This is a genomic window from Leptolyngbya sp. FACHB-60, from assembly GCF_014695775.1.
Classification (GTDB): Bacteria; Cyanobacteriota; Cyanobacteriia; order Phormidesmidales; family Phormidesmidaceae; genus Nodosilinea.
In genome coordinates this window covers 46,260-61,905 of sequence record NZ_JACJOX010000031.1, presented here as the reverse complement: position 1 = coordinate 61,905, position 15,646 = coordinate 46,260, and the positions used below count along the sequence as shown (strand labels likewise).

Here is a 15,646-nt window from a genome sequence, read left to right as displayed (position 1 = left end):
ACCCTATACCGTATACCCTGAACCCTATCTGCCCACACCTAATCGTTCCACTCGCCCTTAGGAGGCACCGTTGGATTGCGGGGCAGGTGGCGCACCAGATCATCTTCGTAGCGGCGATCGCCCCGCAGCCACTGCCGCAGGGCAACATCGATCACCTTGCTAGGGTCAGGGGAAAGGTGGGAAACCTGGTCGAGCAGGTCTTTGTCGATTTGTACTGAGAGATCAACTTTTTCCGCCGACCGTTCGCCGGAAGGAGAGGCAGAGTTTTGCATAATTGAGTGGCCTAACTGCCGGGTATGGAGTGGATTAAAATCTATCATTCAGTCTAAGCCCTGACATAGGTGGGTTTAGCGTTAACGCCCACAACCCCAGCAGGATTAAGTCTAAAGACCTTGACATAACAAGTCTAACCCCTCCATCTTCCCCATCTCCTCACCTTCCCCAGCCCCTCTCTCCCGCACCTCTCTCCCCATTCACTCCCCCTCTCGCCACCGAGTATTCGCCAAACAAGGGATTACAATATTAAAGTCTGTGAACTATATGCCGCTGGTAAGCCTTGTATGACAGAGGTTCCCGTCTCTCAGATTCGCAATTTCTCGATTATTGCCCACATTGACCACGGCAAATCGACTCTGGCCGACCGACTGCTCCAGCGCACCGGCACCGTCAGCGATCGCGAAATGAAGGCCCAGTTCCTCGACAATATGGATCTGGAGCGGGAGCGGGGCATTACCATCAAGCTCCAGGCCGCCCGCATGAACTACAAGGCCAAGGACGGCAAAGACTATGTCCTCAACCTGATCGACACCCCAGGGCACGTCGATTTTTCTTACGAGGTGTCGCGATCGCTGATTGCTTGCGAAGGGGCGCTGCTGGTGGTCGATGCCTCCCAGGGGGTCGAGGCCCAAACCCTGGCCAACGTCTATCTGGCCCTGGAGAACAACCTCGAAATCATCCCCGTTCTCAACAAAATCGACCTGCCCGGTGCCGAACCCGAGCGCATCCGACAAGAAATTGAAGACATCATCGGCCTCGATTGCAGCGGTGCCATTCTCGCCTCAGCCAAAGAAGGGGTCGGCATCGACGAAATTTTAGAATCTATCGTTTACCTGGTGCCGCCCCCGACTGACACCGTCGATCAGCCCCTGCGAGCGCTGATCTTCGACAGCTACTACGACAGCTACCGGGGCGTGATCGTCTACTTCCGCGTCATGGATGGCAGCATTCGTCGCAAAGACAAAGTGCGGCTGATGGCCTCAGGCAAAGAATACGAGATCGACGAGCTGGGCGTGCTTGCCCCCACTCAGATTCGGGTAGACGAGCTTCATGCGGGAGAAGTGGGTTACTTTGCCGCCTCGATTAAGGCCGTAGAAGATGCCCGCGTGGGCGACACCATTACCCTGGTGCAAAACCCCGCCACCGAAGCTTTGCCCGGCTACGCTGAAGCTAAGCCGATGGTGTTTTGTGGCCTCTTCCCTATCGTTTCAGACCAGTTTGAGGAGCTGCGCGAGGCCCTCGAAAAGCTCCGCCTCAGTGACGCCGCTCTCCAGTACGAGCCAGAAACCTCAAGCGCCATGGGCTTTGGGTTTCGCTGCGGCTTTTTGGGCCTGCTGCACATGGAAATTGTGCAGGAGCGTCTAGAGCGCGAGTACAACCTGGATTTAATCACCACCGCGCCCTCGGTAATCTACCGGGTCACCACCCTCAAGGGTGAGGTGCTCGAAATTGACAATCCCAGCACCCTGCCCGACCCCCAGGTCCGCGAAAAGATTGAAGAGCCCTACGTGCAGCTCGACATGATCACCCCCGAAGAATATGTGGGCGCGCTGATGGAGCTGTGCCAGGGCCGCCGGGGCGAATTTAAAGACATGAGGTACCTAGCCCAGGGCCGCACCACCTTGATCTACGAGGTGCCTCTGGCCGAGGTCGTGACTGACTTTTTCGACCAGATGAAGTCGCGCAGCAAGGGTTACGCCAGCATGGAGTACCACCTGATTGGCTACCGAGAAAACCATCTGTCGCGGCTCGACGTGTTGATCAATGGCGACCCGGTCGATTCCCTAGCGTCCATCGTCCACCGCGACAAGGCCTACTACGTGGGCAAAGCCCTAGTCGAAAAGCTTAAAGAACTGATTCCGCGCCACCAGTTCAAGATTCCGATTCAGGCGGCGATCGGCAGTCGGGTGGTGGCCAGCGAGAGCATCCCCGCCCTGCGTAAAGACGTGCTGGCCAAGTGCTACGGCGGCGACATCTCCCGCAAGAAAAAGCTGCTGCAGAAGCAGGCCAAAGGTAAGAAGCGTCTGAAGGCGATCGGCACGGTAGATGTGCCCCAAGAAGCCTTCATGGCGGTGCTGAAGCTGTCGTAATCTGGAGAGCACAAGGGCTAGCTAAATCTAGGGTATCTGCAGAGTGTGTTTTGTCGTAGCGATGATGGCCTTAGAGCCTTTTGGCTTTTAGGTTTGGTCTCAAAGCAACAGGTCTCTGAAGAAGCCTAGATCTGCGGCACTAGCGCAGCTTGCCCATAGGAAGGTGAGTGCCAATCCAATAAATCTTCTGCTGGGAGGAGGTCGAGAAGCATGCTGAGGCTGCTAGAGCCAACAGAGACCTCGAATTTTTATAAAATCTCTGCAATGCTGATTTTGACGTGTTTAGGCGCTGCTTTAGTTACACGCATCAAAACTGAAACTAAATCTTCGTTGAAGCAGCCGAACCGCTCTAGTGCTCTGTCTAACTAAAAACAGGCATGCTCCCAAGCTGAGTAAACCAGAGTGTTCGCGCAGTATCTCCAGCAGAGAAACCCAAGCATCGGTGAGCTTAGTTGGATTCCGCTAGCTAACGCTCTAATCACCAACAAAATCCAAACTTTTCCTTTGTGATTAATTCTTTAGGAATACCTACTTCTACACGGCAGGGCCAAAACCTATGACCCAGGTTAGGTAGACGATAAAGACACACCTATTTAAAGTTTAGAGGTGTGTTATTCAAGTTTCTTGCCCCCCAAGATCATGGCATAGGATGGCTTACATAAGTTTTCCCTAGTGCTTTTTGACGTTGGCTAATAGGCACATTTTCTATCAACCAATAGAAGATTCAGCTGTTCAACGTCTCTAAGCAGGATGTAGGCATACTTCCATGATTTTATAGCACTTTTCTAATTCGAAGAAATTCTTGGGATAGGCATCTTACCTCTAAGGAAAGATGCCTATCCTGAATTCAAGAATTATTCGAACCGCTGTAGATTCGGCGGGGGTGCCTAGGTTTTGTCAAACTTGATAATTAAGCTTGAATCTAGTTGTTTTGCAGAGGAAAATCAATCATGGTTACAACGTTAGACGATACAAAGCGGCAGTTAATCGGTGAAAGACTGGCAGACTTAAAGGCCTTTCAAAATTTGATAATCTCGAATGATCAAAAGCTCATGGAGACCTGTCCGCACCAGGATATTCGCGAACGTCTCCAGAACTTTCTAGAGGACGACCAGAAAAACCTTGGCATTATTGAAACTGTAATCGTTCAATATGGTGTCCCAGCCGATCCTAGTCCTGCAACTGGAACATTTATTTCACAGTTTGAGCAGATGATGTCTGGTGATGAGTTTACGTTTTACCAAAAACTCATGCACCATGAATTGATGAAGCACGGTCAAGCGATGAGCGGCATCGTAATTCATAAGGCAGCCCAGAAGGTAGGAGCAGACATAGAAGTAGCTATTGGGCCTTTGAATACGGTCAATTTTGAGGGGCGTGCCCACCAAGAACAGCTTAAGGGAATGCTCGAACAAGTGGGTGTTCGTGAGATGACCGGTCAAGACGCCGATCAAGGGATTTGGGCAAGGGTGCAAGATTCGATCGCCGCATTGTCGGGGGTATTTGGTAGCGTAGTGACCCAAAATACCGACAAACAGGATATGAATATTCAAACCCTGATTCGGCTAGATCATAACAAGACAAACACTATCTTTACCGAAATCGGCGGTACTCAGGATCCTCAAAAGCTGCAAGAGTATTTTGGGCAGCTTTATAAAGATTTGCTGGCCCATGCTGAAGCGGAAGAAGAAGTCGTCTATCCAAACGTACGCTCATTCTACGGCAACGAAAATACTCAAGAGCTGTACGATGAGCAAGCTGAAATGAAGCGCATGTTGGATGAGATCAAAGCCATTGACCCTGCTTCGACTGATGAGTTCAAATCAAAGGTCAAACAGTTGATGGATGTCGTTGGCGATCATATTCGCCAGGAAGAATCTACGATGTTTGCCGCTATTGATAAGAATTGCAGCACTAGCCAAAAGGAACAAATGGCAACTGACTTTAAGGCTGCCAAGGGTAAGCTGCAGCGGGAAATGGCATCTGCTATTAGCTAATAGCGCTTTTCCTCGATGTAGCATCGCTACTCAGTGCAGCCAACTTTCGTAAGCTTGTCTCACTTTATGGGAAGCAAGCTATAACCTTGAACCCCTTCTCCCAAAACGGGAGAAGGGGTTCAAGGTTATTTTGAGGATGTTTAGTCTGATAGCGTAAATAAGCCTATCGTTGATGGGTTGATCTGACGCAACTTTGACCATCTCTTTACCCGTGGCAGAAGCCTCTACGAGGGCTTAAACCCTTTGGTAATCTATTCTGTTGGTAGGGCATGCTAAGGCAGCAATCAATATCCTAATTAGGGATGCTGGGCCTACTGGCCTGGGGAGGCGGCCATGAAATTTAGCTTGGTGATTACTACCTACAATCGGCTGGAGCTGCTGAAGCGGGCGATCGCCTGCGGTCTCAACCAAACCGTGCCCTGCGAAGTTGTCGTCGCTGACGATGCCTCCACCGACAGCACTGAGGAGTATGTGCGCAGTCTGGGCAGCCAGGTTGTCTACTACCGCAATGCTAAAAACCTTAACCATGCTGCTACGGTCAACAACGGCGTGGCTGCCGCCAGCGGAGAGTGGGTTAAGTTTCTGGATGATGACGACTATCTAGCACCAGACTGCATTGAGAAGATGGCAGCGGCGATCGCCCAGCATCCCGAAGCCGTCCTTTGCTCCTGCCAAGCCATCCAGGTCGACGAGCATGGTGCTGAAATTCGTCGCACTCCTGCCACCGGCCCTGGCCAAGTTTTTTATATTCCCCAAAGCGCTATCCATTACGGCATGTTGATGGATCAGGTGCCTTTTGGCACCCCGGCTCAGGTGGCGGCTCGCCGCGATGCCTTTTTGCAGGCGGGCGGCTGGGATACCACCATGACCACCAACTACGACGACATCGACGCCTGGGTAAAGCTGGCCGACTTTGGTGATGCGCTGTTTATTAACGAGTGCCTGGCCTACCGCACCCTTTGGGCCGGGGGCTACGAGCAAAAAATGCCGCTCAGCCGCCGCATGGCGCTGAATTTGACCATCAAAGAGCGTATCTATGGACGGGTGAATGAGGGATACCGCGATCGCATTCCCACCCTCGCCGCCATTGGCCAATACCTGCACCTGCACTGGGGCCTAGTTGCTTTGCGCCAGCGCCAGGTCACCACTGGACTCTCCCTATTAGCCCCCGGCGCACTGTCGCCTGCAGCATGGCAACTGCTGGCCCAGGCTCGCAAACTGCGATCAAATCCTGGGGGTGATGCCCTGATTCCCCGCACCGTCCTGATGCCCTAGGGTTGCAAGCCATCACCTCAGCCATCAGTGCTTTTGTGACCAGGATAGCCCCTGGCAATGGCTAGGGAGCAACCTGCAAAAATTTAGTTTGAGTATCTATAGGGCTGATGGATATAGCCAAACTGACAATCTGCCAGGGATCTACCTCATGCAATCCCTTCGCTTCATGGGGTTCTTCTAGCAAATTGACTCGCCCCGCCACCTCCATTGGAATAGATCCTTGAAGCTTTAGGGATGTTTCTGAGCCATTGCTTTCATAGCCGCGCAGAATGTATCGATTTGCCGATCCTTCCGCCTGTTTGAAGGCTGACAGCACAAACGCAGTGTCTCCTAAATCGAGGAAGCTGACGGAGGATCGAGCGTTCACGGACAAGGTAGAGGATGACAACACCCAGGGCCGAACGGGCAAGTTGAAGTTGCGGGCGGCCTGCACCGTCTTGGCCTGCTGCCAGCTGTGAGCATGGGGATAAACGGCGTAGCTGAAGGTCTGGAGGCCGCGATCGCACCCCGGATCTGGCCAAATAGGAGCTTTGAGCAGCGTCAGTCGCAGCTGGCTGGGCGTGGCATTGAACCCATGCTTGTAATCGGTGAGAATGCTCACGCCGCGTTCGCCATCGCTGAGGTCGGCCCAGCGCAGGGCGGGCACTTCCCACTTGGCTTGGTCTTGAGGAGTAGTGGGTGTGGTGGAGCGGGCGATCGCCCCAAAGGGAATTTCATAGGTCGCCTCCGCCGCCGACACTGTCAGCGGAAACGCCGCCTTCAGCACTACCTGGGTTTCATGCCAATCCACCTCGGTGTGAACCGCAAGCACAGGGGAATTTGCCTCTAAACGGTAGTCTTGGGCGATGGTTGACTGGTTAAAGGAATAGACTACCCGGAGGGTTTGCCGCACTGGGCCATACTCAATCCAGCTAATACTCTTGAGCACAAAGGCATCTAGGGGATGGTCTTGGTAATCGGGGGCAATATTCCACGCGTCCCAATACTGGCCCTCGTCTTTGAACGCTTGGAGTTGGTTTCCACAGCCATGGAAGGTTTCGGTGGCGGTGGCTTTATGGACCAGGCTAGCGATGCCGCCAGTGGTCGGGTCGATGATGGTTTGCAGATAGGTATTTTCTAAAATCCAATCGGCGGGCGGTGGGCTGGGCTGGTCCGCCTCGGCGGGAATCAGCCAGATCAGGCGATAGCCCACCGAAGGAATAGCGGGAACGTAGACCAGAAGTGAGGAAGAGTCAGCCTGATCGGTCTGGGTGAGCAGCGTTTGGCCCCCGGTATCCTGCGCTTGCCAAGAGGTCTGAGCTAGGGCAGAAGCTAGAGAGATCGCCACCACTTCATTGCGCTCCCAGTTCAGCGGATTAAACAGCACCACGGGCACAGCGTCAGGATGCGGAGGCGAAGGGAGGGGACAGCGTTCGGCGAGAGCCTGAAGTGAGGTTTGCAGAATGCGATCGCCCATCTCCAACGCCGCTTGCCATTCTGTATTCGCCTGCTCAAACACTTCGGGGATAGATGACCCCGGCAAAATATCGTGGAACTGGTTAAACAGCACCAGTTTCCAAGCGGTTTCTAGATCGGTTTGGGGATAGGGTTGAAGTCCACAGATTGCGGCGATGGAGGCAAACAGTTCGGCCTGAAACAGCATGTCTTCGCAGCGGCGGTTGTACTGCTTTTGGTCACCGTGGGTGGTGTAGCAGCCCCGGTGGAGTTCGAGGTAGAGTTCGTCCTTCCAGGTGGGGAGTGAGGGAGTGGGTGGGGAGGTGAGGGGCTGCGGAGATGAGGTTGTGGTGGAGGTAGGGACAACTGTTTCCTGGGCGGGGGCTTGGGTGAGCTGGTCGAATAGGGGGACGGCGTGGCCGAAGGTGAGGGTAGGGAAGAAGGGGGAGCTAGCCCAGCGTTGGGCTTTGAGCAGCATGTCGCGGGTGGGGCCGCCGCCGTGGTCGCCAACGCCAGGGAGCCAAAGGGCATCCACGAACCCTGTATTGACTTCCCACTGGCAGGCGTATTGAGCCATCTCGACCGGGGTAATGTCGGTGCCAATGGGGGGCAGGGTGACGCCCGTAATCTCGGTGCCATCTAGCCCCTGCCAGCTAAACAGGTCATGGGGGAAGGGGTTGGTGTCATTCCAGCGCAGTTTTTGGGTGGCGAAGTAGCGAATGCCGCCCTGGGCAAGCAGCTGGGGCAGTTGCCAGGAGAAGCCGAAGGTGTCGGGTAGCCAGGCGATCGCGCTCACCCCGCCAAATTTCTCGGCACAGTACCGCTGGCCATAGAGAATCTGCCGGGCGATCGCCTCTCCCCCTGGCAAGTTCAGGTCAGGCTCGACCCACAGCCCCGCATCAATCGCCCAGCGCCCCGCTTTCACCTGCTGCTGAATGGTGGCGAATAGCTCGGGGCGGTGCTGCTCTAACCAGGCAAACAGCGCTGGGGATGAGTGGCTAAAGGTCAGCTCAGGAAAGTCTTGCTGCAGAGCTAGCACCGAGCAAAACGTATTCTCGGCCGCCTCCCAAGTTTCGGGGACGGGCCAGAGCCAGGCCAAATCTAAATGGGCGTGGCCTAGGCAGTGGAGGGTGCGCTGCTTGAGCCAGGGCGAAAACGACTTCAGAGCATCGCGCACGCGCAGAAGGGAGGCGTGGAAGCGATCGCGATCGCCCACCCCATCCCAATCGATTCCCTCAAGAGCCTGGGTAAGCATGTCGAGCTTTTCCCCATCAAACTGGGCCAGATAGGTTGCCAAGACCGCCAGTTCGTCAGCCACAAAGCCGGGTTCGGGGCAGTCGCCCGCCAAAGCCTCAAAAACCAGTTCTGCTTGCACCAGCGCCCCTTCATCGTGCCCCGGGCTGAGCAGCTTCAGTGAAACATCCACCGCTTCTCCTGGCACGACGCAGTCCGTCAGCACAATCCGCGTCCAGCAGTCGAATATATCCCCCGTCTGCACCAGTTCGCCATTGATAAAGATATCGGCCTGGTTGGCCCACCAGCGCAACGCTAGCCGTGCCGTTAGCCCTTGAAGGGGATAGCCGTTGAGGTCGGTGGGCCAGGTAAATCGCTGGTGCAGCCCCAGGGAAACTTTACCCTTAGGCCAGGCGATGTGATGGCGATCGTTTAGCGTTGCTAAAGGCCAGTTTTGCCAAGCCTTGCCCCAAGGCACATCCGGGCTTTCCGCAGCATTGGGACAGCGATGCCAGGTATCCCGCACGTCCAGTTGGCTCAGGTGACGAAGGCGATCGAGGGAGTCTAGAATCTGCGGCGGGAGTACAGGGAGAACGGTGGCGGGGGGCATGGCTCCGGTATGATCAAAGGCAGTCTTCCCAGTGTAGGCAGAGTTATGGCGACTTCGTCGCGCTCGTTTCGAAGCCAGACCGTAGCCCGCTTGGTGGCGGGGTATCGGCAGGTGGCCCACAGTACTGGGCAGTGGCTGCGGCAAGGGCGTATCGCCGCGGTGTGGGGTCTGCAAGTGGCCGTTTACCCTCTCTACGCGGCGGTGCAGGGGCTGAGAATGGGCTACCGGCGGCTACAAGCCACCCGTCCCTGGCGGCCGGTTTGGGCCAGACTCACTGGAGCACTCCCTCCAGAACTGGTAGCAGCAGACACGCCTATTCGCGCCTTGCTATCAGTCATTCAACCGCCGGTACTCCACAGTCACATGGTTCGGCCTGGCAGGCTACAGCTGGTCAACGTCCATGGGCAATGGCTCAAGCAGTCGAAGGCTGGCGCAGTGCTAACCCCCGGACAGTGGCATCTAGTGCCGCTAAATGCACCCATTCGCGGTATTGCCTCAGACTTAGCTACTCGGCAGCTAGTGCTAGTGACCGTCGACAACGGGATTTTTGCCGGGCTGAGCGAGGATCAACAACAGCGGCTTGAGCAGGCCCTGGTGCTCATGCTGGCGGAATATGCTCGGGTACAGCGCCGCCATAGTCTTGACTCTCAGCTCCATCAACCTGGGTTGCCTCTACCCCAGACCAATCCAGCGGTGCTGCCTCCCCTGCGATGGCTGCCCGCTGCACTGCGGTGGTTGCAAACCAGCCCCCTGGCGGCAGCTACCAACCTATTTGGCGAAGCCGATCAGCAGATGACGACGGCGTTGGCGGAGCCTGGCCTTTGGCCAATCGCCCCAGGCAGACGCACTACTAGTCGTGCTATCGTGCGCCAAAGGCCTCCAGCGACCGCTGAGACAACGGTGCCGGAAACGATCGCAGGCCAATATCCACCTCAGTTGAATGGTCAGCCTGCTTTTAGAACCTTGCCAACGACGACCTCGGTCGAACAGGGCGTTGAGTTAGCGGTAGCGATGCCTGGGACGGTGTCCGTAGCTAACTCCCCCGCTCTGGCAGCCCAGGGACACGATGGTGCGATCGCCCTAGGTGACCGACATTTACCCATCGAAATTGTCACCGCCGACCGTTCGCCCAGCTCAACTACACTCACGGGAACAGACCAGTATCAGCTCGATTCCCCGAGCGCCATAGATGTCAAAGTCACCCAAATTAACTACGTCGACCTGCCTCTAGTCAGCGTGCTGCGGGGTTTAGACTGGGTGCTCTACGCGCTCGAAACCTGGCTGCAAATGGCGTGGGCCTGGCTGCGATCGCTCTGGTAGATTAGTCAGGGCCGTCAGATAGGCGAACGTTTGGCGATATGATAGACCCAGCTTAGTCCTGCACCGGGGCCGTTTCCGCCAGCGGAATGTGGCTACTGTTTGGGGCAGGTCTTGGGCCTACTCTACTACCGGTTTGGAGACCTAACTCATGCTCACCCTTAAGATTGTGGTTTACCTCGTAGTCGCCTTCTTCGTGTCCCTATTTGTGTTCGGCCTTTTGAGCGGCGACCCCTCCCGCAACCCCGGCCGTCAAGACATGGACTAGGCTTGGCCTGGGTGACAGGTTGATGTCTACTCAATGGCAAATGCCCCAGGAATTGATCTGGGGCTTGCCAGCTAGCCTGCTCTGCGGAACCTGCACCGCCAAAAGTAGTCTGGGAATTGGCGGCCCTGTCATGGGTTGCCCGTCTGTGCCCTAGGGTTGCTCCATCAAGGTTAATGGCCTGGTGACAGCGGCCTGCTTGAGCCCGCTTGCCGGGCTTTGTTTTTGCTTTGGTGATGCCAGCCCATGCCTTTGCCGCCTATGTTGCCCGCTGTGCCCCCGCCCCCAGAGTCAGCCGCAGTCGTGCTGGTTTCGACGGTAATGGCCTCCCAGGCAGAGCTAATGGGGCCGACGGTTGCGACCGCCCCCACTGATAGCACCGTGACTCCCCCTCCGTCTTGGAGCGGGGTTAGCCTGCTCTCACCGCTGTTGGCGATCGATGACAGCTCAGAGCCTTTGGTACCTGAGCCCGCCGATAGCGCGCCTCTGATACCTGCTGACCCAGCGATCGAGGACCCCGAAGAGCCGATTGAAGTCGATTCAGCACCTCCTCAGCCTAAACCTGAGCCTGAAAGCCTGCAACTAGAAAATCCTACCTCTGAGCCGCTTGAGCCTGAACCAACCGGTGCTCCCGTCGAAGACGCTCCTACCGAGACAGAACTGCCATCCGAGGGGGTAGGCTCTATTCTGCTGCGGGCCGATCGCCAGGAGTTTGAGCCCATTCGCCAGATTGTGACCGCTACAGGCGATGTGCTGGTGCAGTTTGGTACGGGGCAGCTAGCCGCCGATCGCATCTGGGCGAACTTAGTCAATCGCCATCTACGGGCCGAAGGCAACGTTTTCTTTAACCGCAACAATCAAATTATTGAGGGCGCAACCGCTACCTACAACCTGTTGCAGGGGGCAGGCACGATTACCGAGAGCCGGGGTGAGCTAGAGCTGCCCGCCATAGAAGACGATTTCTCCACCGATTCGGCTGGCTTAGGGCAGGGTTCTAACGTGCCTCTCGACTATCGGCTGCAAAATCAGAGGTCCATTTCCCAAGTTACCAGTCCGGGCGGGATTGCCCTGGCGACGGGCGATCCCCAGGTGCTGCTGGGGGGAGAGCAGCGCCCCATTGAGCGGGTACGGTTTGAGGCTGGGCAGGTTTCTTTTGATGCCGACGGTTGGTATGCCGAGCAAGTTCGGCTGACGAACGATCCCTTCTCGCCCCCAGACTTGGAGTTTAGAGCCAATAGTGTGCGGCTCACCCCTCTCAACGAGTTAGAAGATGAGCTGGTGTTTGAGAGGCCCCGGCTGGTCTTTAATCAGGGCTTCTCCATTCCGCTGTTTAGAAATCGCTTTGTGCTCACCCGAGGGCAGTTGCCTCCAGAAGCCCTGAATCCGATACCTACGGGCATTGGCATTGATGGGCGCGATCGCGGCGGCCTGTTCGTCGAAGTCCCAGTGCCGATCAACAGGGTGGGACCTTTAAACATCACGATCGCGCCTCAGTTTTTCATCTCCCGCTGGTTGGGCGCCTCAAACTACAATATTGGTGACCCTGCCAACTTTGGTTTGGCGGCCCAGGTTGAGGGTTCCCTGGGGCCACGCACCCAAGTCCTCGGATCCCTGAGCTTAGCGGGGTTTGACTTGGCCAATTTCAGCGATCGCCTACGGGCCAGCTTCCGGGCCCGGCAACTGCTTGGTACCCACCGCCTTACCCTGGAATATAGCTACCGCGATCGCCTCTTCAATGGCTCCCTCGGGTTTCAGGATGTGCAAAATACCATCGGTGCCCTGCTTGAGTCTCCCGTAGTGGCCTTGGGTAACAGTGGTATTGACCTCACCTATCAGGTGTCTGGGCAATACATTACCGCCAACACCGACCGGCCCGATCTTCTAGACCCTGGGGAAGGCGTAGGCTTAGCCAGCCTGTTTCGTTTTCAGGGTAGCGCTGACCTCACCCGCAACTTCTTGCTATGGCAGGGGCAACCGCTACCCGCTACCGCCACCGAAGGGTTGCGCTACTCTCCCCGACCGCTAGTGCCCAACCTGGGGCTAGGGGTTGGGCTACGAAGTGGAGCTACTTACTACACCAGCAGCGACTTCCAGGAGTCGTTAGAAACTAGAGTTGTTTTGTCGGGTCAGCTGGGCCACCTACAGCGCAAAACCTTCGACTACACCCAGTTTAATATTGGATTTAGACACACCATCGTCGGTGGCGATACATCCCCTTTTCTATTTGATCGAACGGTCGATCGAAACGTGCTGTCTGGGGGCATCATTCAGCAGATCTACGGGCCTTTTTTAGCCGGTTTTCAGGCCTCAATTAACGTGGATAGCGGACGTACCATTGATAGCAACCTAATTTTTGAATACCGCCGCCGCGCCTATGGGCTGCTGGTAACCTATAGCCCTACTCAAGACACCGGTTTCCTAGGATTTCGGCTTAGCGGCTTTGATTGGGTGGGGCGCACCGCTCCCTTTGATGCGCCTCCAGATACCCCTAACGATGTGGTGGTGCAGTAGCCCTGCCTCCCACGCACGGTAATAAACCTTACGATGGTAGTCTTTACACAGGCTTAAGATTAAGCTGAAAGGTAATGACTACCTAAATGCCCCAGGTAGTGGGGATTAACGCGTAGGCAAACCACTATGACTTACCTCAGCAACACTCCAGATGTTGAGCCCATCTACCAGTTGCTCACCAGCTACAGCTTTGATGCTGAGGACTATTCCACCAAAGCTGTTATTGCCGGTTGGTTGGAAGAGTTTGGCCCAGTTTGGGTGAGCCACGCTATTACTGAAGCCCTTTATCAAGGGCGCTACAAAGTGGTTTCTATCGACCAGATTCTTAAGCTATGGCAGCGGCGGGGCCAGCCCATTCGCCACTTCAATCGCGAGTTTGAATCCATTATTTTAGGTCAAGCGCTGCTCTGCCCCACCGGCTATGGCGATGGCACAGAGTCTTCATCCGTTCGCCGGGCTCTGCCGTCGATTGTTTCAGCTAGCTTAGATCTAGAGGTTGATGCCTCGCTAGAGACTGACGCACCGCCCTCTAGCGCTGCGTCTCATAGCCCAGCGCCGATCGATTTGATACCTGACGCAGCTGCAATTGATTTAGAAGCAGAGGTGGATCCTGGTTCATTCGACGACGATGAACTAGATGCTGCGGTTGAAAGCGAACCGGCGATCGCCCCTGGACAAAACAGCCCAACCATTCCCGATTTTCGTCCTCTGCCTGCGGAGGCTGCGTCCCCTTGGCACCAGGCCGACATCATTCAACCCTTTGTACCCCGGCGCGATGAGTCAGAGCTGCACGAGCGGCTGCGATCGGTAGTGCAGGGGGGCATGCGAGAATAAATACCTGTCCTGGGGACCCGGTGGCGTATACTGACATAGTACGCACGATCTACACCAATGGTTCAATACACCCTGGCCCAAAGCCCCGATGTCGTTTTGACAGTGTCGGGCAAAGATTCTCGCAAAGCTCGTGATAAGGCGATGGATCAGCTCATGGCCATGCTTGATGACGGCGAACTACCCACCGCTTTAGCCGATGGCTTTAGCGTCGAGCAACTCGTAGAAGTGCAGCCCCCTACCTCCTCAGCCGCCGTGCAGCAGCAAGAAGACGCCGTCGTAGAAGCCATTCAGGTTTTAAATCAGTTGGCCACGCTTAAGGTAAAAGTGCAGTCATCTCGCGATGAAGCTCTCCAGGTGCGTGACCTGGTAGATCTGCTGTTTACCGATGACCCGATGACCGAAGACCAGCTGACTGAATTGAAGGACGGCTTCAAGGTTTTGAAGTCGTTTGCCCAGAGCAACTTGCGGTTTAATGAGGCCAGAGTCCAGGCAGAGTCAGCACGCCAGGTGCTGGACGAGGCGTTAGGGAATTAGGCCGTTAGCGAGAATTGCCCATGAGCAGCGGCAGGCGACGCTTTGTTCTGTATTGCCCGCCGCATGCAGGCACTAGGAAACGCGCAACCACCAAAGGGCTTTCCATAAAGATTCGATGAAATCACAGCAAATGTCGGAGTAAGCACAATTCCCTCGTCAAATTTGACAGAGAATTTGCGGGTTATCTCAGTGTTTAGACGCAGTTTTCTTCGGCACTTCCATGAAGTATTTGACCGAGTTTGGGGTTCCGCTGCTGACTACCCTTGGCATCGTAACGTTTTCTGTCGCGGCGGATGCAGCCCTGTTAGTGGGGAATACCTCGGGCAATAACATCGTTATTTTTGATGAAATTACTGGCGACTTTCGCGGAGAACTAATTCCAGATAACGGCCTGTTGGATAGTCCCGATACCTTTGTGTATGGGCCGGATGGTAACCTATATGTCAGCAGCGGCACTACTCCAGAAAATTCTGCCGTTTTGAGGTTTACCCCCAAGGGTGAATTTATCGACGTATTTGCTTCAGGGAATGGTTTGTTTCGCCCCTATGGGGTAGCCTTTGGCCCCGACAACAATCTCTACGTCAGCAGCTTTTTATCCGATGAGATTTTGCGCTACGACGGCACCACTGGAGAGTTTGTCGACGTTTTTGCGAGCCGCCAGGGAATCACGCCGGAAGGTCTCAATGGCCCCAATGGGCTACTCTTTGGTCCCGATGGTCGGCTGTACGTAACGACCCAGGGCAGCGTCGCGGTGGAGGGCGTACCTGTCTTTGGTCAGCCAAGCATTGTTCTGAGTTATGACATCGCCACTAAAGAAAAGGCGGTGTTTGCCGAACAGCCCGAGCCTTCGCCCGACAGCTTTGGGTTTGTGAGCTTTTTAGGCATGGCGGTAGACCCCCTCAGCGGCGAACTGCTGGTCAGCGACTTTGCCAATGGCATCCGTCGCTACGACTTCCTCACAGGAACGTTGCTGGGAGAACTCTCAACCAACTATACCGACTCTGTGCCGAGCAGCAGCTTCATTGGTAGCTTGGCCTTTGCCCCCAACGGCGACCTGTTTACCGTGGGGTTTGACATCGTCTCTGAGATTGGCTCCATCCTCAAATATGATGGGCTGACCAAAGAGCGATCGCTTCTAGCCGATGCTAGCCCTGAGTTGCAGCGACCCATTGGCATTCTCTACACCGCGCAGCCAGTACCGGAACCATTTACGCTGGGTGGGCTGGCGATCGCAGCCGGTGGCCTCATGATCTCTCGCCGTCGCCGTTAG

The 15,646-nt window shown here is 55.5% G+C and carries 11 protein-coding genes; 9 read left to right on the top strand and 2 right to left on the bottom strand.

Going from position 1 to position 15,646, the window contains the following annotated elements; genetic code table 11:
- Nucleotides 1-38 precede the first annotated feature (38 nt).
- The gene (locus H6F57_RS13335; RefSeq protein ID WP_190625007.1) at nt 39-272 is read right to left on the bottom strand and encodes a hypothetical protein; all 234 of its coding nucleotides are present in this window, start codon (nt 270-272) and stop codon (nt 39-41) included.
- Nucleotides 273-560: 288 nt separating this feature from the next.
- Here H6F57_RS13335 and lepA point away from each other — a divergent pair, with 288 nt between their 5' ends.
- The 3 genes from lepA (at nt 561) to H6F57_RS13320 (ending at nt 5,638) form a co-directional block, all read left to right on the top strand.
- Complete coding sequence (gene lepA, locus H6F57_RS13330) at nt 561-2,366, top strand: translation elongation factor 4 (RefSeq protein WP_190625008.1); 1,806 nt, start codon at nt 561-563, stop codon at nt 2,364-2,366.
- A 950-nt stretch (nt 2,367-3,316) separates the two neighbouring features.
- Complete coding sequence (locus H6F57_RS13325) at nt 3,317-4,363, top strand: hemerythrin domain-containing protein (RefSeq protein WP_190625009.1); 1,047 nt, start codon at nt 3,317-3,319, stop codon at nt 4,361-4,363.
- Nucleotides 4,364-4,696: 333 nt separating this feature from the next.
- Nucleotides 4,697-5,638, top strand: coding sequence for a glycosyltransferase family 2 protein (locus H6F57_RS13320; protein WP_190625010.1), 942 nt, complete (start codon nt 4,697-4,699; stop codon nt 5,636-5,638).
- 61 nt (nt 5,639-5,699) lie between these two features.
- Here the strand turns inward: H6F57_RS13320 and H6F57_RS13315 are convergent, their stop codons facing one another.
- On the bottom strand, nt 5,700-8,915 hold the full coding sequence (locus H6F57_RS13315) for an alpha-mannosidase (RefSeq protein WP_190625011.1): 3,216 nt from the start codon (nt 8,913-8,915) through the stop codon (nt 5,700-5,702).
- A gap of 45 nt (nt 8,916-8,960) precedes the next feature.
- On the opposite strand from H6F57_RS13315, the gene H6F57_RS13310 reads away from it, so the two are divergent.
- From H6F57_RS13310 to H6F57_RS13285, 6 genes are all read left to right on the top strand, one after another.
- The gene (locus tag H6F57_RS13310; RefSeq protein WP_190625012.1) at nt 8,961-10,235 is read left to right on the top strand and encodes a hypothetical protein; all 1,275 of its coding nucleotides are present in this window, start codon (nt 8,961-8,963) and stop codon (nt 10,233-10,235) included.
- 148 nt (nt 10,236-10,383) lie between these two features.
- Complete coding sequence (locus H6F57_RS13305; protein ID WP_190625013.1) at nt 10,384-10,500, top strand: photosystem II reaction center protein I; 117 nt, start codon at nt 10,384-10,386, stop codon at nt 10,498-10,500.
- A gap of 243 nt (nt 10,501-10,743) precedes the next feature.
- Nucleotides 10,744-13,008 (top strand): DUF3769 domain-containing protein, encoded by a 2,265-nt coding sequence (locus H6F57_RS13300; protein WP_190625014.1) that lies wholly within the window; start codon nt 10,744-10,746, stop codon nt 13,006-13,008.
- Nucleotides 13,009-13,134: 126 nt separating this feature from the next.
- Nucleotides 13,135-13,842 (top strand): hypothetical protein, encoded by a 708-nt coding sequence (locus H6F57_RS13295; RefSeq protein WP_190625015.1) that lies wholly within the window; start codon nt 13,135-13,137, stop codon nt 13,840-13,842.
- Between the two features lie 57 nt (nt 13,843-13,899).
- On the top strand, nt 13,900-14,376 hold the full coding sequence (locus H6F57_RS13290) for a hypothetical protein (RefSeq protein ID WP_190625016.1): 477 nt from the start codon (nt 13,900-13,902) through the stop codon (nt 14,374-14,376).
- 220 nt (nt 14,377-14,596) lie between these two features.
- Nucleotides 14,597-15,646, top strand: a complete 1,050-nt coding sequence (locus tag H6F57_RS13285; protein ID WP_190625017.1) for a PEP-CTERM sorting domain-containing protein — start codon at nt 14,597-14,599, stop codon at nt 15,644-15,646.

Excerpts from the sequence above, each read along its gene's own strand:
- H6F57_RS13335 (WP_190625007.1), bottom strand. The coding sequence starts at position 272 with ATGCAAAACTCTGCCTCTCCTTCCGGCGAACGGTCGGCGGAAAAAGTT.
- lepA (WP_190625008.1), top strand. The coding sequence starts at position 561 with ATGACAGAGGTTCCCGTCTCTCAGATTCGCAATTTCTCGATTATTGCC.
- H6F57_RS13325 (WP_190625009.1), top strand. The coding sequence starts at position 3,317 with ATGGTTACAACGTTAGACGATACAAAGCGGCAGTTAATCGGTGAAAGA.
- H6F57_RS13320 (WP_190625010.1), top strand. The coding sequence starts at position 4,697 with ATGAAATTTAGCTTGGTGATTACTACCTACAATCGGCTGGAGCTGCTG.
- H6F57_RS13315 (WP_190625011.1), bottom strand. The coding sequence starts at position 8,915 with ATGCCCCCCGCCACCGTTCTCCCTGTACTCCCGCCGCAGATTCTAGAC.
- H6F57_RS13310 (WP_190625012.1), top strand. The coding sequence starts at position 8,961 with ATGGCGACTTCGTCGCGCTCGTTTCGAAGCCAGACCGTAGCCCGCTTG.
- H6F57_RS13305 (WP_190625013.1), top strand. The coding sequence starts at position 10,384 with ATGCTCACCCTTAAGATTGTGGTTTACCTCGTAGTCGCCTTCTTCGTG.
- H6F57_RS13300 (WP_190625014.1), top strand. The coding sequence starts at position 10,744 with ATGCCTTTGCCGCCTATGTTGCCCGCTGTGCCCCCGCCCCCAGAGTCA.
- H6F57_RS13295 (WP_190625015.1), top strand. The coding sequence starts at position 13,135 with ATGACTTACCTCAGCAACACTCCAGATGTTGAGCCCATCTACCAGTTG.
- H6F57_RS13290 (WP_190625016.1), top strand. The coding sequence starts at position 13,900 with ATGGTTCAATACACCCTGGCCCAAAGCCCCGATGTCGTTTTGACAGTG.
- H6F57_RS13285 (WP_190625017.1), top strand. The coding sequence starts at position 14,597 with ATGAAGTATTTGACCGAGTTTGGGGTTCCGCTGCTGACTACCCTTGGC.